The sequence below is a fragment of the Campylobacter sp. RM16192 genome (assembly GCF_004803855.2).
Taxonomy (GTDB): domain Bacteria; phylum Campylobacterota; class Campylobacteria; order Campylobacterales; family Campylobacteraceae; genus Campylobacter_A.
In genome coordinates this window covers 1431516-1452906 of record NZ_CP012552.1, presented here as the reverse complement: position 1 = coordinate 1452906, position 21391 = coordinate 1431516, and the positions used below count along the sequence as shown (strand labels likewise).

Sequence of the window (21391 nt, the reverse complement as noted above, 5' to 3'; positions counted from 1 at the left end):
TATTAAAATGATCGCCCGTATCAATACGGACAAAACTATACTCATGGCACTCTTCTTGAGTGCCTTTTTTTTATTTTTTCTTTTTGCAGAAAATGAATTTATAAAAGCTTCTACGTATGAAAAAATTGCTAAAATTTATGGCGAAAATGCTAAAAAAAGAGTAGTTGGATTAAATAAACTAATGGTTAGTTTAAAGAATTCTACTGAACAAGAGAAACTTTTAAAAATTAATGACTATTTTAATCTTCTTACATGGAAGGAAGATCAAGATGTATGGGGTAAGAAAGACTATTGGGCTACAAGAATGGAATTTTTAGGTAAAGGCGCTGGAGATTGCGAAGATTTTGTTACTGCTAAATATTTTACACTAAAACAACTCGGCATCTCTACTAAAAAACTATATTTTACATATGTAAAAGCGATTAAATATAATCAAGCTCATATGGTTTTATCATATTATGATACTCCAAAATCTATACCGCTTATTTTAGATAACATAAATCCCAAGATACGAGTAGCTACCCAAAGAAAAGATTTAGTCCCTGTTTATAGCTTTAATGGTGATTCTTTGTTTTTATCTAAGCAGGAAGGCTTGGGTCAAGCAATTCCAGGAGGAAATAAAAAACAAAATCCTAAATGGTTGAATTTAGTAGATAGAATGAAAGAGGATGGATAATGACACTTTTTAAACAGATTATGGTTGCAATTATGTCTTTTGGATTGGTTATATTTATAGCTGTTGGCATATTAAATTTTACTACTATAAATAATTATATATCATCCCAGCTTAGCGCAAATGCAAGACATACTGCAAATTCACTAGGTCTTGCAATTAAAACAGCAGCCGATTTAAACGATGTTTCAACTATAGAAGCCATGGTGAATTCAATGTTTGACAGTGGTTATTACTCTATGATAAAACTTGTAGATGTTGATGGTAGGATTGTTGTTGAAAATTCTCAAGAAACTATGGTGGAAGGCGTTCCAGATTGGTTTTTGAAAAATATAAAGCTAAGTGCTCCTATAGAGAGTAGTGAGATAATGGATGGTTGGTCGAAATTTGGTACTCTTTACATTCAAAGCAATACCGGTATTGCATATTATGAGTTATATACAATACTAAAAAATGTATTTTATATATTAACTATTATATCCTTAATAGCTCTTTCAATAAGTTATTTTGGCTTAAAATTTATTTTCATACCTCTTAAAAAAGTTCAAATTCAAGCTGAGGCCATTTTGGGAAATCGTTTTATAATTCAAGATAAAATTCCGTTTACAGTCGATATTAGGCGTATGGTTTTGGCAATGAATAGTATGGTAAGTAAAGTTAAAGACATATTTGAACAGAGTGCAAAAACTCTTAGTAAATATGAGGATTTGCTTTATAAAGACGATCAGACAGGGCTGTTTAACAGGAGATATTTTCAGAATCAATTTGTAGATTATTTGTCAAGTGAAGAGTATTCAAGTGGTTCTGTAATGATGATATCATGTAAAGAATTGGATAATTTGAAGAAAGGTATAGGTTTTGAAAAATGGCAAAGCTTGGTTATTTCTATAGCAAATGTTATCAGGAACAATACTCAAAATATGCTATGCTCAAGATTAAATGAAAATGATTTTATAGTTGTTGCCCCAAGTATTCCGCCATCAAGGTTGTTGTCTACTGGAGAAAATATTTTATTTTATATACAAGATATATTTGAAAAATATTGTTTAGATATTGATATTTGTTTTGTAAATTCTGCTATAGTGGACTATTCCCATGATGCTAAGCTAAAAAATATAATGATTATAGCAGATATGACTATCCTAAGAGCAAAGGAAAGTGGTAATTTTAAAATAAAAGTTTACAATGAAGGCTCTGAAATATTGCTTGGTAAAGAACAATATAGAGAGCTTATATTGAGTTCAATTGAAAATAATATGTTTAGATTTGCTGGACAAAGAGTAGTATCCAACGATAAAGAAATTGAGCATTGTGAATTGTTTTTGAGACTAGTTGACAAAAATGGCATATGGCAGATGGCAAGTTATTTTATGCCTATGGTAAATGAGTTAAATTTTGCAGCAAAGATAGATTTGTATGTACTAAATAAAGTTGTAAGTATGCTTAAGGACAAAACATTGCCTCAGGGGGCTATATCTATAAATTTAGGAAAAGAAGTATTAACATCCACTTATTATTTTTCAGAGATTGAAGCAGCCTTTAGGCAGATTAAACATAATGCGTCAAATAAAATTTATATAGAAATACCAAATAAAGACGATCTGGATATTCCTATACTTATAAACTTGCATCAAAAGCTTCGTGATTTTGGTATTGGTCTTGGATTCGATCATTTTGGTTTTGATACAAAAAGCATAGATAGACTTAGGGAAATTAGTCCTGATTATGTTAAAATTACTGCCAGAGATCTTATAGATTTTTTTGGTGAAAGTAGCTCTGAGCAAAAACATTCTTTTGATGCGATGATGCGAAGTAAAGGCATTACTATAGTAGCCATAAGTGTTGAAAACAAATTGCAGATGGATAAACTTCAATCTCTTGGTATTTCTTCAATGCAGGGAATGTTTATAGAAGAGACAAAAAATATTGGATAAAAAAATGCAAGAAAAAATTAAAACAGATGAACTTTTAGATTGTTTGGTTATTTTTACTAAGTTGCATAATAACCCATACACAGCAGATGCCCTTGTTAAAGGATTGCCTGTAAATGAAAATGAAAGTGTAGAACTTTTTTCATTAAACGGTTCAAAATCATTATTTACAAGAGCTGCTAAAAGAGCCGGGTTCATATCTACTCTAGTTAATAAAGAAATAGATGAAATTTCACCTCTCGTACTTCCTTGTATTTTAATTTTGAAAGGCAAAAAAGCTTGTATTTTAGAGAGTTTTGAAAATGTAACTCAGGCAAAAATAATAACTCCAGACACTCCTAATGGATCAACTATAGTGGATATCAGCAAACTTAGAAATGAATATCTTGGTTATGCGTATTTTTTAAAACGTGAATTTGCCCCAGAGGATAATGGTAATTACCTTATAGATAGTAAATCTGAACACTGGTTTTGGGGCACTTTAAAGCGTTCTAAAAAAATTTATATAGATGTGTTAATTGCTAGTATCGTTGTAAATTTATTTGTTTTGGCAAGTCCTCTTTTTACTATGAATGTTTATGATAGAGTGGTGCCAAATAATGCTGTAGAAACTTTATGGGTACTTGCTTTTGGTGTTAGCTTTGTGTATATAGTTGATCTATTTTTAAAATTTATAAGAACTTATTTTCTAGATATTGCCGGGAAAAAGAGCGATATTATTATGAGTTCTTTATTGTTTGAGAGAGTTATGGATATTAAGCTATCTGTCAAGCCTAAATCAGTAGGCTCATTTGCTAATAATCTTAGAGAATTTGATACTGTTAGAAACTTTTTTACATCCAGCACTCTAGTTGTTTTGGTTGATCTTCCATTCTCTATTCTGTTTCTTTTGGTTATATATTTCTTATCTGGAGTAATGGTGCTTGTTCCTATAATATTTATAGCACTTATTATGATATATACTTTTTTGATAAAAGATCCTCTTCAAAATAGCATTAAAAGTACTTTTGAGGCAAGCTCAAAGAAAAATGGAATACTTATTGAGACTTTAAATGGACTCGAAACAATTAAAACAATGGGGGCCACAGGCTATGCTCAATGGAATTGGGAGGAAGCTACAGGCGAGATAGCCAATAAGAGTATAAAATCAAAATTAATATCTGCTTCTATTGGTACAGTTACCTCTTTTTTGGTTCAGTTAAATACCGTAGCAGTAATCGTGCTTGGAGTCTATATGATACAAGATACTAAACTTACTATGGGCGGTCTTATAGCGGCTGTTATGTTATCATCTCGTGCAATAGCACCTATGGGTCAAGTGGCTTCACTTTTAGCTAATTTTGAGCAAACAAAGACAGCGTATGGAAGTTTAAAAAATATCATGAATTTGCCTGTCGAGCGTCCTGATGGTAAGAAATTTGTTAGAAGAAATACATTTGATGGCAAAATTGAATTTAAAAATGTTAGTTTTTCTTACCCTGAGAGTGCAAAAAGCTCCCTTGATAGAGTTAATTTTGTAATTAATCCAGGAGAAAAAGTAGGAATAATAGGTAAAAATGGTTCTGGAAAAACTACTATACAAAAAATTATTCTGGGTCTTTATTCTCCAACAGAGGGTTCAGTTCTTATAGATGGCATTGATATAAACCAGATAGATCCAGCTGATTTACGGCGAAATATTGGATACGTACCTCAAGACGTAATGCTTTTTAAAGGAACCGTTAGAGCAAATATAGTTTATAAGGCTCCTCATGTTGATGATATGCAAATAATAAGAGCGGCGAAAGTCAGCGGAGTTGATGAATATGTAGATTCCCATCCTCTTGGATTTGATATGCCAGTGCTTGAAAGAGGAGAAGGTATTAGCGGTGGTCAACGACAGGCTATAGCTGTAGCTAGAGCATTTTTACTGGATAGCCCAATCATACTCCTTGATGAACCCACAAATTCTCTTGATAGTGGTGTTGAATATAAACTGAAGAATAACTTAAAATATAATACTGAGAACAAAACTGTGGTGCTAATAACCCATAAAACATCACTCCTTGATCTTGTGGATAGACTTATAGTAGTTGATGGTGGTAAAATTTTACTTGACGGCAAAAAAGAAGATGTTTTGGCAAAGCTTAATGGGAAGTAGGTGGTATGATGAGTAAAGATTTACAAGAACATTTAAAGCGACAAGAGAATATTAGTCAAAATTTAAATAATTCTGTAGATAAAATTAAAAACATTATTCAGTCCAAAGAGTATGATGCTTATGATTTGAGATTTATGTCTAGTCTTTCTGAAGCAGTTTTGGCAAAGGCGCCGTCAGCTTCAAGAAAAATTTTATATCTTATCTTTATAACTTTTGTTTTTCTTGTTGGCTGGGCATCATTTGCTGAGATTGATGAGATTACAAGAGGCACTGGCAAGATTATTCCATCTGGAAAAAACCAGATCGTTCAAAATTTAGAGGGTGGCATTATAGAAGAAATTTTTGTTCATATGGGAGATGAGGTTAAAAAAGGGCAAGTTATACTAAAAATAGACAACAAAACTTTCTCAAGTAGCTATAGTGAATCCAAGTTAAGACTTGATGAGCTTCAAGCAAAGTATTTAAGGTTGTATGCAGAGGCTAACGATAAAGAATTTGATTACAATATGACGACGGATGATCAGATGAAGAGATCTGTATCCTTTGAAAAGAGCCTTTTCTCGACGAACAAGGCTAGATTAAGAGAGCAGATTAGTATCTTTGAAGAACAGATAAAACAACGCCAAAGCGAACTTGCGGAGCTTAGGAATAAAATTTCTCAAACACAAAATAGCTATAACCTAATGATTAAAGAGAAACAGATCACCGAACCTCTTTTTAAAAAAGGTCTTGTAAGTGAAGTTGAATATTTACAACTGCAAAGAAGGGTAAATGATTTACAAGGAGATCTAAAAGCAGCTACACTATCTGTGCCTAGAATAGAATCAACAATAAAAGAAGTTGAAAATAAGATAATGGAAGCAAGGCTTGCTTTTAAAAATAACGCAAAAAGAGAGTTAAATGAAGTCTCTGCTGAAATTTCAAGACTAAATGAAAGCCAGATAAATTTAAGTGATAAAGTTGATAGAACTCTTGTTAGATCCCCTGTTGACGGTATAGTTAGTAAGCTAATGGTAAATACAGTTTCGGGCGTTATAAGACCTGGTATGGATATAGCAGAAATTGTACCTAATGAAGATACATTGATAGCAGAAGTTAAAGTAAGACCAGCTGATGTTGCATTTTTAAGGCCTGGTCTTGAGTCTATGGTGAAACTTACGGCTTATGATTTTTCTATATATGGTGGTCTTAAAGGCGAAGTAACACAGATAAGTGCCGATACAGAGACTAATGAAAAAAGCGGAGAAAGTTATTATTTGGTTAGAATAAAAACGCAAAAAAACTATCTTGGAAGTGAAGAAAAACCTCTTCGTATTAAAGTAGGTATGGTAGCAAGTGCGGATATTATAACAGGTAAAAAGACTGTACTTGACTATATCTTAAAGCCTATTTTAAAAGCTAAGCAAAACGCTTTAAGAGAGAGATAATGCTAGAAAAAATCGCTTTTTTAGTAGAAGAGGGCGATAATTCATCTAGTATTATAGATAAAACTGATGTAGATAAGGCTATCTATAGAGGTAAATTTAGAGAATATATAGTAACAAAATCTAGGCTACTAAAAAATAGCTTGGTTATAACAGATATGCTAAGCAATAGAGATGGAGTTGATATTATAGATTCGTCTATTAGAGAACTTGTTTTTAGCGATTGTATTAAAAATTTTAATGAAATTTACTCAAATTTTATAGAAATTAAAGAGGCTGATGGATTAAATTTTAGTAAGCAATTCAAATTTGCTGTCACTGAAGAAGCTAATAGTATTGATAGTGAAAATTTAATATATAGTTTTAAAGAAGATATAGAAGTACCTTTTGATTCAGTGAGAAGTATAAAGATTTTTATTAATGGCTATAACGAAATTTCAGAAAGTGTAAATTTTAATCTAGAACTCTTGCAAGATGGAAGCGAGTATAAGTATAAGATCACAAGCGATACTATTGAAATTACTATATTAACTAATTTGACTCCAAATTTAACAAAGGAGTTTTTAAAGACTTTTGCTTATAAAAATGTGGATTCAAATTTTGGCGATCTAAAAGAGATTTATGTAATCATTAATAATATTTTAATTTATAAGACAGAGATTAAAAATTAAAAAAGAGTTTCAGTGAAAATTCTAATCTATACTTCAAATAATACGCTTACTAACGAGTTGAAGAGTAAATTAAAAGAGCATGAAATTTCACTTATTTCATCAAATTCTAGAATTTTAGAAAATATAATAAAGGGCGAATTTGATCTGATACTTTTTGATGCTTATAGTAATTCCAAAGAGACAATTCATGATATTTTGGCACTTAATCCTGATACAAAGATATTAGTTTTGTCCCGCGATCCAAATTTTACAGAAGGCAGAGATTATCTGACTCTTGGTGTAAAAGGCTATGCGAACGCTCATATGCAAGGAGTTCACTTTAATGATGCTATAAATAGTATCAAAAGCGGAAATATTTGGCTATATCCTGAATTTATTCAAAGCATGATAGTTATGATGACTAAAGAGAGTTCTTCTGCAAAAAGTGTTGATGTTCTTGAAAAACTAACCGCAAAAGAGCGAGACATAGCAAATTTTATATATAACGGTCTTACTAACCAAGAGATAGCCGATATTTCAGGCATTACACTAAGGACTGTAAAGGCTCATATATCTTCTATTTTTGAAAAAACTGGCGTAAAAGATAGGATAAATTTGGTGCTTTTAATGGGAAGTAACCAATAATTTAAATTTGATGACTATATTTTTATAAAATCCTTGACTTTAGAAAAAAAATGAGCTATAATTCAGGCTTCACAAATCAGATGCTGGTGTAGCTCAGTTGGTAGAGCAACTGCCTTGTAAGCAGTAGGTCGGCGGTTCAAATCCGTTCACCAGCTCCATTTTGTAACAGTGTTTGACCAGAAATACCAAGTGCATTTATTAATGTTTAAATAGGGTGAGATACTCAAGCGGCCAACGAGGGCAGACTGTAAATCTGCTGACTATGTCTTCCGTGGTTCGAATCCACGTCTCACCACCATGCTACGTGCGGGAGTAGCTCAGTTGGCTAGAGCATCAGCCTTCCAAGCTGAGGGTCGCGGGTTCGAGTCCCGTTTCCCGCTCCATGATTTGGGTAAGGATTTGGAGTGAAACTGGGAGCTGTAAAATTTTTATACATTTATACAGTCTGCCAAATTTATTCCATATAGTTGTTTATGTTTGTTTTATTGAAAAATTCTCTATTGCCAAGCGTTTGTAACGCTCATATGGCTCAGAGGTAGAGCACTTCCTTGGTAAGGAAGAGGTCGCGGGTTCAAGTCCCGCTATGAGCTCCACGGATTTTACTAAAATATAGAGAAAATTATAAAACAAGCATGAATTTTTGATTTTAAAGTAACAAATATCATTACGGAGGAAGATATGGCAAAAGAAAAATTTTCACGTAACAAGCCACACGTAAATATAGGTACTATCGGTCACGTTGACCATGGTAAAACAACTTTGACAGCTGCGATTTCTGCTGTTCTTTCAAGAAAAGGTCTTGCTGAGCTTAAAGATTATGATAATATCGATAATGCTCCAGAAGAGAAAGAGCGCGGTATTACTATTGCAACTTCACACATTGAGTATGAGACAGAAAATCGCCACTATGCTCACGTAGACTGCCCAGGCCACGCCGACTATGTTAAAAACATGATTACAGGTGCCGCACAAATGGACGGTGCGATTCTAGTTGTTTCTGCGGCTGATGGCCCAATGCCACAAACAAGAGAGCACATTCTTCTATCACGCCAAGTTGGTGTTCCATACATTGTTGTTTTCATGAACAAAGCTGACATGGTTGATGATGCTGAGCTTCTTGAGCTAGTTGAAATGGAAATCAGAGAGCTTCTAAACGAATATAACTTCCCTGGTGATGATACTCCTATTATAGCTGGATCTGCTCTTCAAGCTCTTAACGAGGCTAAAGCAGGTACAGAGGGTGAGTGGTCAGCAAAAGTTATGGAGCTTATGGCTGCAGTTGATAGCTATATCCCAACTCCAACTCGTGCAACAGATAAAGACTTCTTAATGCCAATCGAGGACGTGTTCTCAATTTCTGGTCGTGGAACAGTTGTTACAGGTAGAATTGAAAAAGGTCTTGTAAAAGTTGGTGATACAATCGAGATTGTTGGTATCAGAGATACTCAAACAACAACGGTTACCGGTGTTGAGATGTTTAGAAAAGAGATGGATCAAGGTGAAGCTGGAGACAACGTTGGTGTCCTTCTAAGAGGTACTAAAAAAGAAGACGTTGAGCGTGGTATGGTTCTATGCAAGCCAAAATCAATCACTCCACATACAAAATTTGAGGGTGAAGTTTATATCCTTACAAAAGAGGAAGGTGGTCGCCATACTCCATTCTTTAATAACTATAGACCACAATTTTATGTAAGAACAACTGACGTTACAGGCTCTATAGCTCTTCCTGAAGGAACAGAGATGGTTATGCCTGGTGACAACCTAAAAATTACAGTTGAGCTTATAGCACCTGTTGCTCTTGAAGAGGGAACACGTTTTGCGATCCGTGAGGGTGGTAGAACAGTTGGTTCAGGTGTTGTTTCTAAAATATTAGCTTAATTTAATATTTTGATTTTTAGCGGAGAATTTTCTCCGCTTTTTAAAGGAAATTTATGGCAAAAAATAATAGTAGAGTAAAAGTAGGTCTTAAATGTTCTGAGTCTGGTGATATAAATTACACTACGACAAAAAATAGCAAGACAACCACTGAAAAGCTAGAGATTAAAAAATATTGTCCAAGATTAAAAAAACATACAGTTCATAAAGAAGTAAAGTTAAAGAGCTAAATTAAAGGCTAACGCATTAGGGCAATAGCTCCAACGGTAGAGCGCTGGATTCCAAATCCAATGGTTGGGGGTTCGAATCCCTCTTGCCCTGCCATCAAAGGTTGAAAATGGAAAAACTAATAAACTATTTTAAACTCTCTCGAGCAGAGATAATGAAAGTTATTTACCCTACGAAAGAGCAAGTTAGAAATGCATTTATAACAGTTTTTGCTGTTGTGGCTGTTATTTCACTTTTTCTAGCAATTGTTGATGTAGTAATGTCTTACTCTCTTTCAAAGTTAATTTAAATTAAGGTATAAGCAATGGCACATAAATGGTATGCGATTCAAACTTATGCCGGCAGCGAGATGAGCGTTAAGAGAGCTATTGAAAATTTAGTCAAAGATCACAACATTGAAGAGCAATTAAAAGAGGTTGTTGTCCCGACTGAAGACGTTATAGAGATTAAAAACGGCAAGAAAAAAATAAACGAGAGAAGTCTTTATCCCGGATATGCTTTTGCACACCTTGATCTAGATACCGCTCTTTGGCATAAGATTCAATCTCTGCCAAAAGTTGGAAGATTTATAGGTGAGTCTAAAAAGCCGACACCGTTAAGCGATAAAGATATAAATTTGATTTTGGAAAAAGTCCAAAAACGTGGAGCGCCTAAACCTAAAATTTCATTTGAAAACGGTGAAAGCGTTCGTATAACAGAAGGACCTTTTGCAAATTTTACCGGCATAGTCGAAGAGTACGATATGATACATGGAAAATTAAGATTAAATGTTTCTATTTTCGGTAGAAGCACGCCGGTTGAAATTTTATATTCACAAGTTGAGAAGATAGTATAAGGAGAGGTTTATGGCTAAAAAAGTTATAGGCGAAATTAAATTACAAATTGCAGCAGCTAAAGCAAATCCAAGCCCGCCGGTTGGTCCTGCTCTTGGTCAGCAAGGTGTAAATATTATGGAATTTTGTAAAGCATTTAACGAAAGAACAAAAGATATGGCAGGTTATAACATTCCTGTTGTTATCACAGTTTATGCCGATAGAAGCTTTACATTTATTACAAAACAACCACCTGCAACAGACCTTATAAAAAAGGCTGCAAATATTACAAAAGGTGCGGACAATCCGCTAAAAAATAAAGTAGGAAAGCTTACAAAAGCTCAAATCCTAGAGATTGTAGAGAAAAAAATCGTTGATATGAATACTAAAGATAAAGAGCAAGCAGCTAAGATTATATCCGGTTCAGCTCGTTCTATGGGTATTGAAGTAATCGACTAATCCTTAAACCGCCGAGGATTTAAAATTTATGGGCGGAAGCACTTTTAAATGCGGAGAAATTAATGTCAAAGAAAAATACTAAAAGATTTAGCGAATTACTAAAAAAAGTAGACGCTAATAAAATATATACTTTAATTGAGGCGATTGATACTGTAAAAACTCTTGCTTCTGCAAAATTCGACGAAACAGTTGAGATAGCACTTAAACTTAATGTTGATCCAAGACACGCTGATCAAATGGTTAGAGGCTCTGTCGTTCTTCCTGCAGGTACAGGCAAAACTGTTCGTGTAGCTGTTATTGCCAAAGATGCTAAAGCTGATGAGGCTAAGGCAGCTGGTGCAGATATTGTAGGAAGCGACGATCTAATTGAAGATATACAAAAAGGCATAATGAATTTTGATGTTTTGATAGCTACGCCAAATTTAATGGGTCTAGTTGGTAAAGTTGGTAGAATTTTAGGACCAAAAGGTCTTATGCCAAACCCAAAAACAGGCACAGTTACAATGGATGTTGCGCAAGCTGTCAATAATGCGAAGAGTGGTCAGGTGAATTTCCGTGTCGATAAGCAAGGAAATATTCACGCAGGTCTTGGTAAAGTAAGCTTCTCAAAAGAGCAGCTAAATGATAATATCTCAACTTTCATTAAGGCTATAAACAAACATAAACCAGTAGCTGCAAAAGGTAGATATATTAAAACTGCAGCACTATCGCTAACTATGAGTCCATCTGTTTCACTTGAGACTCAAGAGTTAATAGATTTACGTTAATTAAATTTTTATAAATTTATATCTTAGATTGGAGATAGCCGAGGTCAATAGACTTAATTGGACGACCCGCTCTGCTTGAAATCACCGGTCGGAAAGGAGAATGAATGACAAGAAGCGAAAAATCTGAAATCATAGCTAAACTTGAAACTGAATTTAAAGATAATGAAGCGATTATAGTATGTGACTATCGCGGACTTAACGTTAAAAAACTTGAAGTATTAAGAAATGCTGCAAGAGAGCAAAACGTAAAGGTTCAAGTTATAAAAAATACTCTTGCAAATATCGCTCTTAAGAATGCCGATAAAGATGGCATGGCTCTTAAGGATACAAATATATTCATTTGGGGCGATCAGCTTTCAGCTACTAAAGTTGCGGCTAAATTTGAAGAGACTAACAGTGAGCTATTTAAGATTAAAACAGCACACATTGATGGCGAAGTTGCTAGTGTTGAGAAGGTTAAAGCACTATCTAAAATGCCAAGTCGTGATGAGCTTATTGCAATGTTATTGCAAGTTTGGAATGCGCCTATCCAAAATTTCACAATTGGACTAAATGCGCTTAAAGAGAAAAAAGAACAATCAGCATAAAAAATTAGGAGAATTTAAAAATGGCAATTACTAAAGAAGATGTATTAGAATTTATCTCTAATCTTTCAGTACTAGAACTAAGTGAATTAGTAAAAGAATTCGAAGAAAAATTTGGAGTAAGCGCAGCTCCAGTTATGGTAGCAGGCGCAGCAGGTGGCGCAGCAGCAGCGGAAGTTGAAGAGAAAACTGAATTTAACGTAGTTTTACTTGACGGTGGCGAGAAAAAGATCAACGTTATTAAGGTTGTTCGCGCTCTTACAGGTCTTGGTCTTAAAGAGGCTAAAGATGCAGTTGAACAAACACCTTCAGTACTTAAAGAGGGAATTAGCAAAGCTGAAGCTGAAGCAGCTAAAAAAGAGCTTGAAGAAGCTGGCGCTAAAGTCGAACTTAAATAATTATTTATTTCTGGAAAGGGGATTTGCTCCCCTTTAAATTTAAAGATGCCACAGACGTGTGGTTCATTTACTTTCTTTCAAACTTATACCACGAGGTAGACGCATGCTAAACAGTTTATACTCAGGAAATCGTCTTAGAGTTGATTTTTCAAATGTTGCTAAAGAGATTGATGTTCCTAACCTATTACAATTACAAAAAAAGAGTTTTGATTATTTTCTAAATTTGGGCGAAAATCAGGGCGAAAGCGGTATCGAAAAAGTTTTTAAATCAATATTTCCTATACATGATCCGCAAAATAGACTTTCGCTTGAATATGTAAGCTCAGAGATTGGCAAGCCTAAATACACTATTAGAGAGTGTATGGAAAGAGGTCTTACTTACTCTGTAAATTTAAAGATGAAAATTCGCCTTATAGTCCATGAAAAAGATGAGAAAACAGGTGAAAAGATCGGTGTAAAAGATATAAAAGAACAAGAAATTTTTATACGTGAAATTCCTCTTATGACAGATAGAATTTCATTTATCATAAACGGTGTCGAAAGAGTTGTGGTAAATCAACTTCATAGAAGCCCTGGTGTTATATTTAAAGAAGAAGAGAGCCCAACTGTCGTAAATAAGCTAATTTACACAGCCCAGATTATTCCTGACCGCGGTTCTTGGCTATACTTTGAATACGATACAAAAGACGTTTTATACGTTCGTATTAATAAACGCAGAAAAGTTCCTGTAACTATACTATTTAGAGCGCTTGGATATAAAAAACAAGATATTATAAAACTATTTTATCCTATCCAAACTCTAACTATTAAAAACAATAAATTTTTAACTGAATTTAACCCTGAAGATTATGTAGGCAGAATAGAGTATGATATAAAAGACGAAGATGGTAATGTGCTTCACCAAGCCGGAAAAAGACTTACCAAGAAGAAAGCTGATGAGATTATTAAAAGTGGCATTAAGTGGGTAGAGTATCCTACTGAAATTTTGGTCAATAGATTTTTAGCTACTCCAGTAATTGATAAAGAGAGCGGGGAAGTTATATATGATACTCTTGCGCAGCTTGATGAGAATAAATTGGCTAAAATTTTAGCAGATCAGGATACTATAGAGATAGCAAATGACCTTGCAGCAGGTGTTGACGATGCGATTATCAACTCGTTTATCGCAGATGGCGAAACTCTAAAACTTCTTAGACAAACTGAAAACGTAGAGGATGAAAACGACCTTGCGGCGATTAGAATTTACAAGGTTATGCGTCCTGGAGAGCCTGTCGTAAAAGACGCTGCAAAGACATTTGTAAATGATCTGTTCTTCAATCCTGAAAGATATGATCTAACTCAAGTTGGTCGTATGAAGATGAATCACAAGCTTGGACTTGATGTTCCTGAATATGTAACCGTTCTAACAAATGAAGATATCATAAAAACAGCAAAATATCTTATAAAAGTTAAAAACGGACAAGGCCATATAGACGATAGAGACCACCTTGGAAACAGACGTATCCGCTCTATCGGTGAGCTTTTGGCAAACGAACTTCATCTTGGTTTTGTTAAGATGCAAAAGGCTATCCGCGATAAATTTACAAGCTTAAGCAGTAGCATTGAAGAGATTATGCCTTATGATCTTGTAAATCCAAAGATGATTACTACGACTATAACAGAATTTTTTACGGGCGGACAGCTAAGCCAGTTTATGGATCAGACAAACCCTCTAAGTGAAGTTACACACAAGCGCCGCTTGTCGGCACTTGGTGAGGGTGGACTTGTAAAAGAGCGTGCCGGATTTGAGGTGCGTGACGTTCACCCTACACACTACGGCAGAATTTGCCCTGTAGAGACCCCGGAAGGTCAAAACATCGGTCTTATAAACACACTTTCAACTTATGCAAAAGTAAATAACCTAGGTTTTGTTGAAGCGCCTTATAAGAGAGTTGTTGACGGCAAAGTAACTGAGGAGATTGTCTATCTAACTGCAACTCAAGAGGAAAATATAGTAATAGCTCCGGCTTCAACACTTATAGACGATCATGGCTATATAGTAGAGGATCTTATAGAGGCTAGACAAGACGGAGAGATGATACTTGCTAAGCGTGAGGATGTTAAGCTTATAGACCTTTGTTCTGGTATGATAGCGGGTGTTGCGGCTTCTCTTATTCCGTTTTTGGAACATGACGATGCTAACCGTGCATTGATGGGTTCAAACATGCAACGTCAAGCAGTTCCGCTTCTTCGCTCATCAGCTCCTATTGTAGGAACCGGAATGGAAAGAATCGTAGCGCGCGATGCTTGGGAAGCAATTAAAGCAAGACGTCCAGGTGTTGTTGAAAAGGTTGATAATAAAAATATATTTATTTTGGGTGAAGATGAGGCGGGTCCTTATATAGACCATTACTCTATGGAGAAAAATTTAAGAACCAACCAAAACACAACATTTTGTCAGCATCCTATTGTAAGAAAAGGTGATAACGTAGAGGCTGGTCAAGTTATAGCTGATGGCCCCAGCATGGAGCGTGGCGAGCTTGCCATAGGTAAAAATGCACTTATAGCATTTATGCCTTGGAATGGTTATAACTATGAGGATGCGATCGTAATCAGCGAAAAGATGATACGTGAAGACGCTTTTACAAGTGTGCATATCTATGAAAAAGAGATAGAAGCTAGAGAGCTAAAAGACGGTGTCGAAGAGATCACAAAAGATATTCCAAACATCAAAGAAGAAGATCTTATGCACCTTGATGAAAACGGAATTATAAAAATAGGTACACATGTAAAACCTGGAATGATTCTAGTAGGTAAAGTATCTCCAAAGGGAGAGGTTAAACCAACTCCTGAAGAGAGACTTCTAAGGGCTATCTTTGGTGAAAAAGCAGGACACGTTGTCAATAAATCTCTATATGCGACAGCTTCTATGGAAGGTGTTGTAGTAGATGTTAAAATCTTTACAAAAAAAGGCTATGAGAAAGACAATAGAACAAATAAGGCCTATGAAGAAGAGAAGCTAAATTTGGAAAAAGAGCATCATGATCGCCTACTTATGATGGATAGAGAGGAGATGCTAAAAGTAACTTCTTTATTATCCAAAAATGCTCTTTCTGATAGTTTAACTATCGGTAAAAAAGAGTATAAAAAAGGAAGCAAGATAGACAAAGCAGATCTTGAGAATATCAACCGCTTTACACTAAATAGTATTGTAAAAAGCTATGCAAAAGATGTTCAGAAAAAATATGATGAGCTTAAAAACTACTTCCAAAATGAAAAGAAAAAATTAAAAGAAGAGCATGACGCTAAGATAGAAATTTTAGAAAAAGATGATATCTTGCCAAGCGGAGTTGTTAAACTTGTAAAAGTATATATAGCTACAAAACGCAAACTTAAAGTAGGCGATAAGATGGCTGGACGTCACGGTAACAAGGGTATTGTTTCAAATATAGTTCCAGAAGTTGATATGCCATATCTTCCGAGCGGACAGGCTGTAGATATTGTATTAAATCCGCTAGGTGTTCCAAGCCGTATGAATATAGGTCAAATTTTAGAAAGCCATCTCGGTCTTGTGGGCTACCGCTTAGGTGAGCAGATAAATCAAATTTTCGAAGAGAAAAAGGGCGAGTGGATCAAAACGCTTCGTGCTAAGATGATTGAGATAGCTGATGTTTCTAAATTTACAGATGCTAAAAAAGCAATATCTAGCATAAGCGATGAGGATTTAATCGACTATGCAAGAGATTGGTCAAATGGTGTAAAATTTGCTACTCCTATTTTTGAAGGTGTTAAAGTAGAGGAATTTGCAAAGCTATTTGAGATGGCTAAAATCGATATGGATGGTAAGAGCGAGCTTTACGACGGGCGAACTGGCTCAAAAATAAAAGAGAGAGTAAACGTAGGCTGCATGTATATGCTTAAGCTTCACCACTTGGTTGATGAGAAAGTTCACGCAAGAAGTACCGGACCATACAGCCTTGTTACACAACAACCTGTTGGCGGTAAGGCTCTATTTGGTGGTCAAAGATTTGGAGAGATGGAGGTTTGGGCACTTGAGGCTTACGGTGCAGCACATACTCTAAGAGAGATGTTAACTGTAAAATCAGACGATGTTGAAGGTCGTTTGATGGCTTATAAAGCACTAACAAGAGGCGAAAATGTACCAGAAACAGGAATTCCTGAGACGTTTTTTGTTTTAACAAACGAGCTTAAATCTCTAGCGCTTGACGTTGAGATATACGATGAGGAAGATAACAATGAGTGAATTAAAACCTATTGAGATAAAAGAAGAGCACCGCCCTCGTGATTTTGAGGCATTTCAACTTCGTTTGGCAAGCCCTGAGAAGATTAAATCATGGAGTTACGGAGAGGTTAAAAAACCAGAAACTATAAATTATCGCACACTAAAACCTGAGCGTGACGGTCTATTTTGTGCCAAAATTTTTGGTCCGATCAGAGACTATGAGTGTCTTTGCGGTAAATATAAAAAGATGCGCTACAAGGGCATCAAATGCGAAAAATGTGGTGTTGAGGTAACTAGTTCAAAGGTTCGTCGTTCACGCATGGGTCATATCGAGCTTGTAACTCCTGTGGCTCACATCTGGTATGTAAACTCACTTCCAAGCCGTATAGGAACGCTTCTTGGTATCAAGATGAAAGATCTTGAGCGAGTGCTTTACTATGAAGCATATATAGTTGAGTCTGTCGGTGATGCGTTTTACGATAATGAAAATAGCAAAAAAGTAGAAATTTATGACGTTTTAAACGACGAGCAATATCAATCTCTTTCTCAACGTTTTGAGGATACCGGATTTAGAGCTAGAATGGGTGGAGAAGTTATCAGGGATATGCTTGCAAATTTAGATTTGATAGAGCTTTTAAATACTCTAAAAGATGAGGTTAGTTCTACAAATTCAGAGGCTAAGAAAAAAACTATTGTAAAGAGATTAAAGGTTGTTGAATCATTTTTAAATTCAGGCAATCGCCCTGAGTGGATGATGATTACAAATTTGCCTGTGCTTCCGCCTGATTTGCGTCCACTTGTTAGCCTTGATGGAGGCAAATTTGCCGTTTCTGACGTGAACGATCTTTATCGCCGTGTTATAAATAGAAATGCACGTTTAAAGAGACTTATGGAGCTTGACGCGCCTGAAATCATTATAAGAAACGAAAAAAGAATGCTTCAAGAGGCGGTTGATGCTCTATTTGATAACGGAAGAAGAGCAAATGCCGTAAAAGGTGCAAACAAACGCCCACTTAAATCACTTTCTGAGATTATTAAAGGTAAGCAAGGTCGCTTTAGACAAAATTTGCTTGGTAAGCGTGTTGACTTCTCTGGTCGTTCTGTTATCGTTGTAGGTCCAAAGCTTAGAATGGATCAGTGCGGACTTCCAAAGAGAATGGCTCTTGAGTTGTTTAAGCCGCACCTTTTAGCGCGTCTTGAAGAAAAGGGCTATGCAACGACTGTTAAGCAAGCCAAGAAGATGATAGAGGATAAGACGAACGAAGTTTGGGAGTGCTTAGAGGAGGTTGTTAAGGATCATCCTGTTATGCTAAACCGTGCTCCGACACTACATAAGCTTTCTATTCAGGCGTTTCACCCTGTACTGGTTGAGGGTAAGGCGATACAGCTTCATCCGCTCGTTTGTTCAGCGTTTAACGCTGACTTTGACGGTGACCAAATGGCTGTTCACGTTCCACTATCACAAGAGGCTATTGCAGAGTGCAAAATTTTAATGCTTAGCTCGATGAACATCTTGCTTCCTGCAAGTGGTAAAGCTATAACCGTTCCTAGCCAAGATATGGTGTTAGGAATTTATTATCTAAGTCTTGAGAAAACAGATAGTAAGGGTGCAAACAAAATTTTTGCAAGCGTCGATGAGGTTATGATCGCTGAAGAGGCGCACTGCCTTGAGGTTCACTCAAAAATTAAAACTATGATAGACGGCAAGACTCTATTTACGACTGCCGGACGTTTGATCATCCGCTCTATATTACCTGATTTTGTTCCTGAAAATATGTGGAACAGAGTTATGAAAAAGAAAGATATAGCAAATTTAGTTGATTACGTTTACAAAACAGGCGGACTTGAAGTAACGGCTGGATTTTTGGACAGACTTAAAAATTTAGGCTTCCGCTATGCTACAAAAGCAGGAGTTTCTATATCTATCGCAGATATTATTGTACCTGAGCACAAACAAAAACATATTGATGAAGCTAAGAAAAAAGTACGCGAAATTCAAAACCAATATGGTGCCGGTCTTTTAACCGATTCGGAAAGATATAATAAGATTGTTGATATCTGGACCGATACAAACAACGTAGTTGCGGGCGAGATGATGAAGCTTATCCAAAACGATAAGGGCGGATTTAACTCGATTTATATGATGGCGGATTCAGGAGCTAGAGGTTCTGCTGCGCAAATTCGTCAGCTTGCCGGTATGCGTGGTCTTATGGCTAAGCCTGACGGCTCGATCATCGAGACGCCTATTACATCAAATTTCCGTGAAGGACTAAACGTACTTGAGTACTTTATCTCAACTCACGGTGCTAGAAAGGGACTTGCCGATACCGCTATTAAAACGGCAAACGCTGGATATCTAACTAGAAAGCTAATCGACGTTGCACAAAACGTTAAAGTTACAATTGAAGATTGCGGTACTCACGAAGGTGTTGAGATTACCGAGATTACCGAAAACGGTGAGTTGGTAGAAAGTCTTGAAGAGAGAATTTTAGGACGTGTTTTAGCGGATGATATTATAGATCCGATAGCAAATGAAATTTTATTCTCTGAAGGTACTTTAATAGACGAAGAGAAGGCAAAAGCCATAATTGAAGCCGGAATAAAATCTGTAAGTATTAGAACTCCTATTACTTGCAAGGCTGCAAAGGGAGTTTGCGCTAAGTGCTATGGTCTTAACCTTGGAGAGGGCAAGCTCGTAAAACCAGGAGAGGCAGTAGGTATCATCTCTGCTCAATCAATCGGTGAGCCTGGAACTCAGCTTACTCTTAGAACATTCCACATAGGTGGAACTGCTTCAACAGAGCAGCAAGATCGCCAGGTGGTAGCACAAAAAGAGGGCTTTATAAGATATTACAATCTTAATACTTATGAGAATAACGGCAAGAGAATTGTAGCTAATCGTCGTAATGCTGCCGTTTTATTGGTTGAGCCAAAGATAAAGGCTCCTTTTGCAGGTAAAATTGAGATAGAAATAGCTCACGAAGATGTCAATATTACTATAAAAGGTAAGAATGAAGAGGCTAAATACACTCTTAGAAGAAATGATCTTGCTAAACCAAACGAATTAGCCGGAGTTAGCGGTAAAGTAGAGGGTAAAATTCATATATCTTATGAGCATGGAGATAATGTTCAAGAAAACGAGAGTATAGCCGAGATTATCAAAGAAGGTTGGAACATTCCTAATCGTATTCCTTTTGCAAGTGAAATTAAGATGGCTGACGGTGATCCTGTAGCTAGAAAGATAGTTTCTGGAGCAAATGGAGTACTTAAATTTTATATTCTAAAAGGCGATTATTTAGAGCGCATAAGAAATATTAAAAAGGGCTATACTGTAGCCGAAAAAGGGCTATTTGTCGTAGTTGCCGATGAAGATGATAGAGAGGCGGTTCGCTACTATATACCAAGAAATTCAGTTATTAAAGTAAATGATAGCGATATAGTAGGCTCAAAAGATATTATAGCTGAACCTGTAAATGAGGAGCAGTTAATAGTAGCAGAATGGGATCCATACTCTACTCCTGTTATTGCCGAAGAAGCCGGAGTGGTATCTTATGAAGATATAGAGCCTAATTATAGTGCGTCAGAACAATATGACGAGGCTACAGGACAGACTCGTCTTGTGATCAATGAATATCTGCCTTCCGGTATAAAACCTACCATCGTAATTAGTACTAAGGATGGAAGGATTATTCGCTATCAACTTGAGCCAAAAACAGCGATATTTGTAAATGATGGTGCAAGTGTAGAACAGGCTGATATTTTAGCTAGAACACCAAAAGCCGTAGCAAAATCAAAGGATATTACAGGAGGTCTTCCTAGAGTATCTGAGCTATTTGAAGCAAGAAGACCTAAGAATACTGCTATTATTGCCGAAATAGACGGTATTGTAAGATTTGAAAAACCACTTCGCTCAAAAGAGAGAATTATTATCGAAGCAGAAGATGGAACTACTTCTGAATACTTGATAGACAAAACTAGACAAATTCAAGTTAGAAGCGGAGAGTTTATACATGCTGGTGAGAAGCTAACTGATGGACTTATATCAAGCCATGATGTGTTAAGAATTTTAGGTGAAAAAGCACTTCACTACTATTTGATAAGTGAAATTCAGCAAGTTTACCGCTCACAAGGTGTTGCGATAGCTGATAAGCACATTGAGATAATAGTTTCTCAGATGCTAAGACAGGTTAAGATAATAGATAGCGGAGATACTAATTTCATAGTCGGTGATATGATCTCTCGTATAAGATTTAAAGAGGAGAACGAGAGAATAATGCGTATGGGAGGCAATCCTGCTATAGCTGAGCCTATCTTGCTTGGTGTAACAAGAGCCGCAATAGGAAGCGATAGTGTGATCTCTGCAGCATCTTTCCAAGAGACTACAAAAGTCTTAACAGAAGCCAGTATAGCTGCCAAGATAGATCATCTTGAAGATCTAAAAGAAAACGTTATCTTGGGTCGTATGATACCTGTTGGAACAGGACTTTATCAAGATAGAAAGATAAAACTAAAACAAAATTAAATATTTTTTGCCCTGCTAAATTTCAGCAGGGCAATTTATAAAATTTTAATCAAAATTTAAA

General features: G+C 35.8%; 16 protein-coding genes and 5 tRNA genes. All 21 read left to right on the top strand.

Annotation, left to right across the window (positions count from 1 at the left end):
* Positions 1-7: 7 nt before the first annotated feature.
* The 21 genes from CDOMC_RS07685 to rpoC all read left to right on the top strand — a co-directional run bounded on the left by CDOMC_RS07685 (position 8) and on the right by rpoC (position 21330).
* Positions 8-676 carry a transglutaminase-like cysteine peptidase gene (locus CDOMC_RS07685; protein WP_236861303.1) on the top strand — a complete coding sequence of 223 codons (669 nt, stop codon included), beginning with the start codon at positions 8-10 and terminating at the stop codon, positions 674-676.
* Entirely contained in the window at positions 676-2607 is a 1932-nt protein-coding gene (locus CDOMC_RS07680) for a bifunctional diguanylate cyclase/phosphodiesterase (RefSeq protein ID WP_172129103.1), read from the top strand. Before CDOMC_RS07685 ends, CDOMC_RS07680 begins: the two co-directional genes overlap by 1 nt.
* Positions 2608-2611: 4 nt before the next feature.
* The gene (locus CDOMC_RS07675) at positions 2612-4744 is read left to right on the top strand and encodes a type I secretion system permease/ATPase (RefSeq protein ID WP_172129101.1); all 2133 of its coding nucleotides are present in this window, start codon (positions 2612-2614) and stop codon (positions 4742-4744) included.
* A gap of 8 nt (positions 4745-4752) precedes the next feature.
* Positions 4753-6171, top strand: coding sequence for an HlyD family type I secretion periplasmic adaptor subunit (locus CDOMC_RS07670; protein WP_172129099.1), 1419 nt, complete (start codon positions 4753-4755; stop codon positions 6169-6171).
* Positions 6171-6839 (top strand): DUF5416 family protein, encoded by a 669-nt coding sequence (locus CDOMC_RS07665; protein WP_172129097.1) that lies wholly within the window; start codon positions 6171-6173, stop codon positions 6837-6839. Before CDOMC_RS07670 ends, CDOMC_RS07665 begins: the two co-directional genes overlap by 1 nt.
* A 12-nt stretch (positions 6840-6851) precedes the next feature.
* On the top strand, positions 6852-7463 hold the full coding sequence (locus CDOMC_RS07660; RefSeq protein WP_172129095.1) for a transcriptional regulator: 612 nt from the start codon (positions 6852-6854) through the stop codon (positions 7461-7463).
* Between the two features lie 82 nt (positions 7464-7545).
* Positions 7546-7621, top strand: a tRNA-Thr gene (locus CDOMC_RS07655).
* A 55-nt stretch (positions 7622-7676) separates the two neighbouring features.
* Positions 7677-7761 (top strand) — tRNA-Tyr (locus CDOMC_RS07650).
* 8 nt (positions 7762-7769) lie between these two features.
* Positions 7770-7846 (top strand) — tRNA-Gly (locus CDOMC_RS07645).
* Positions 7847-7981: 135 nt separating this feature from the next.
* Positions 7982-8056: transfer RNA gene (locus CDOMC_RS07640), tRNA-Thr, on the top strand.
* A gap of 85 nt (positions 8057-8141) precedes the next feature.
* Complete coding sequence (tuf, locus tag CDOMC_RS07635; RefSeq protein ID WP_169974409.1) at positions 8142-9341, top strand: elongation factor Tu; 1200 nt, start codon at positions 8142-8144, stop codon at positions 9339-9341.
* Positions 9342-9394: 53 nt separating this feature from the next.
* A complete protein-coding gene (gene rpmG / locus CDOMC_RS07630; RefSeq protein WP_169974407.1) occupies positions 9395-9568 on the top strand; it encodes a 50S ribosomal protein L33 in 174 nt (57 codons plus the stop codon).
* A gap of 18 nt (positions 9569-9586) precedes the next feature.
* A tRNA-Trp gene (locus tag CDOMC_RS07625) sits at positions 9587-9662 on the top strand.
* A 13-nt stretch (positions 9663-9675) separates the two neighbouring features.
* Positions 9676-9855, top strand: coding sequence for a preprotein translocase subunit SecE (gene secE / locus CDOMC_RS07620; RefSeq protein ID WP_169974405.1), 180 nt, complete (start codon positions 9676-9678; stop codon positions 9853-9855).
* A gap of 15 nt (positions 9856-9870) precedes the next feature.
* On the top strand, positions 9871-10401 hold the full coding sequence (nusG, locus tag CDOMC_RS07615; protein WP_172129094.1) for a transcription termination/antitermination protein NusG: 531 nt from the start codon (positions 9871-9873) through the stop codon (positions 10399-10401).
* A 10-nt stretch (positions 10402-10411) separates the two neighbouring features.
* Complete coding sequence (gene rplK / locus CDOMC_RS07610) at positions 10412-10837, top strand: 50S ribosomal protein L11 (RefSeq protein WP_172129092.1); 426 nt, start codon at positions 10412-10414, stop codon at positions 10835-10837.
* Between the two features lie 62 nt (positions 10838-10899).
* Complete coding sequence (gene rplA, locus CDOMC_RS07605) at positions 10900-11604, top strand: 50S ribosomal protein L1 (protein WP_172129090.1); 705 nt, start codon at positions 10900-10902, stop codon at positions 11602-11604.
* Positions 11605-11708: 104 nt separating this feature from the next.
* Entirely contained in the window at positions 11709-12191 is a 483-nt protein-coding gene (gene rplJ, locus CDOMC_RS07600; RefSeq protein WP_172129088.1) for a 50S ribosomal protein L10, read from the top strand.
* 20 nt (positions 12192-12211) lie between these two features.
* Positions 12212-12586 (top strand): 50S ribosomal protein L7/L12, encoded by a 375-nt coding sequence (gene rplL, locus CDOMC_RS07595; RefSeq protein ID WP_172129086.1) that lies wholly within the window; start codon positions 12212-12214, stop codon positions 12584-12586.
* A 103-nt stretch (positions 12587-12689) separates the two neighbouring features.
* On the top strand, positions 12690-16829 hold the full coding sequence (gene rpoB / locus CDOMC_RS07590) for a DNA-directed RNA polymerase subunit beta (RefSeq protein ID WP_172129084.1): 4140 nt from the start codon (positions 12690-12692) through the stop codon (positions 16827-16829).
* Entirely contained in the window at positions 16822-21330 is a 4509-nt protein-coding gene (gene rpoC / locus CDOMC_RS07585; RefSeq protein ID WP_172129082.1) for a DNA-directed RNA polymerase subunit beta', read from the top strand. The genes rpoB and rpoC overlap by 8 nt, the downstream gene beginning before the upstream one ends.
* Positions 21331-21391 lie beyond the last annotated feature (61 nt).

What these genes read in the sequence shown, in the direction of transcription:
- CDOMC_RS07670 (WP_172129099.1), top strand. Translation starts at nt 4,753, where the DNA reads ATGAGTAAAGATTTACAAGAACATTTAAAGCGACAAGAGAATATTAGT.
- rplJ (WP_172129088.1), top strand. Translation starts at nt 11,709, where the DNA reads ATGACAAGAAGCGAAAAATCTGAAATCATAGCTAAACTTGAAACTGAA.
- secE (WP_169974405.1), top strand. Translation starts at nt 9,676, where the DNA reads ATGGAAAAACTAATAAACTATTTTAAACTCTCTCGAGCAGAGATAATG.
- CDOMC_RS07680 (WP_172129103.1), top strand. Translation starts at nt 676, where the DNA reads ATGACACTTTTTAAACAGATTATGGTTGCAATTATGTCTTTTGGATTG.
- CDOMC_RS07685 (WP_236861303.1), top strand. Translation starts at nt 8, where the DNA reads ATGATCGCCCGTATCAATACGGACAAAACTATACTCATGGCACTCTTC.
- rplL (WP_172129086.1), top strand. Translation starts at nt 12,212, where the DNA reads ATGGCAATTACTAAAGAAGATGTATTAGAATTTATCTCTAATCTTTCA.
- rpmG (WP_169974407.1), top strand. Translation starts at nt 9,395, where the DNA reads ATGGCAAAAAATAATAGTAGAGTAAAAGTAGGTCTTAAATGTTCTGAG.
- rplA (WP_172129090.1), top strand. Translation starts at nt 10,900, where the DNA reads ATGTCAAAGAAAAATACTAAAAGATTTAGCGAATTACTAAAAAAAGTA.
- tuf (WP_169974409.1), top strand. Translation starts at nt 8,142, where the DNA reads ATGGCAAAAGAAAAATTTTCACGTAACAAGCCACACGTAAATATAGGT.
- rpoC (WP_172129082.1), top strand. Translation starts at nt 16,822, where the DNA reads ATGAGTGAATTAAAACCTATTGAGATAAAAGAAGAGCACCGCCCTCGT.
- CDOMC_RS07675 (WP_172129101.1), top strand. Translation starts at nt 2,612, where the DNA reads ATGCAAGAAAAAATTAAAACAGATGAACTTTTAGATTGTTTGGTTATT.
- nusG (WP_172129094.1), top strand. Translation starts at nt 9,871, where the DNA reads ATGGCACATAAATGGTATGCGATTCAAACTTATGCCGGCAGCGAGATG.
- rplK (WP_172129092.1), top strand. Translation starts at nt 10,412, where the DNA reads ATGGCTAAAAAAGTTATAGGCGAAATTAAATTACAAATTGCAGCAGCT.
- rpoB (WP_172129084.1), top strand. Translation starts at nt 12,690, where the DNA reads ATGCTAAACAGTTTATACTCAGGAAATCGTCTTAGAGTTGATTTTTCA.
- CDOMC_RS07665 (WP_172129097.1), top strand. Translation starts at nt 6,171, where the DNA reads ATGCTAGAAAAAATCGCTTTTTTAGTAGAAGAGGGCGATAATTCATCT.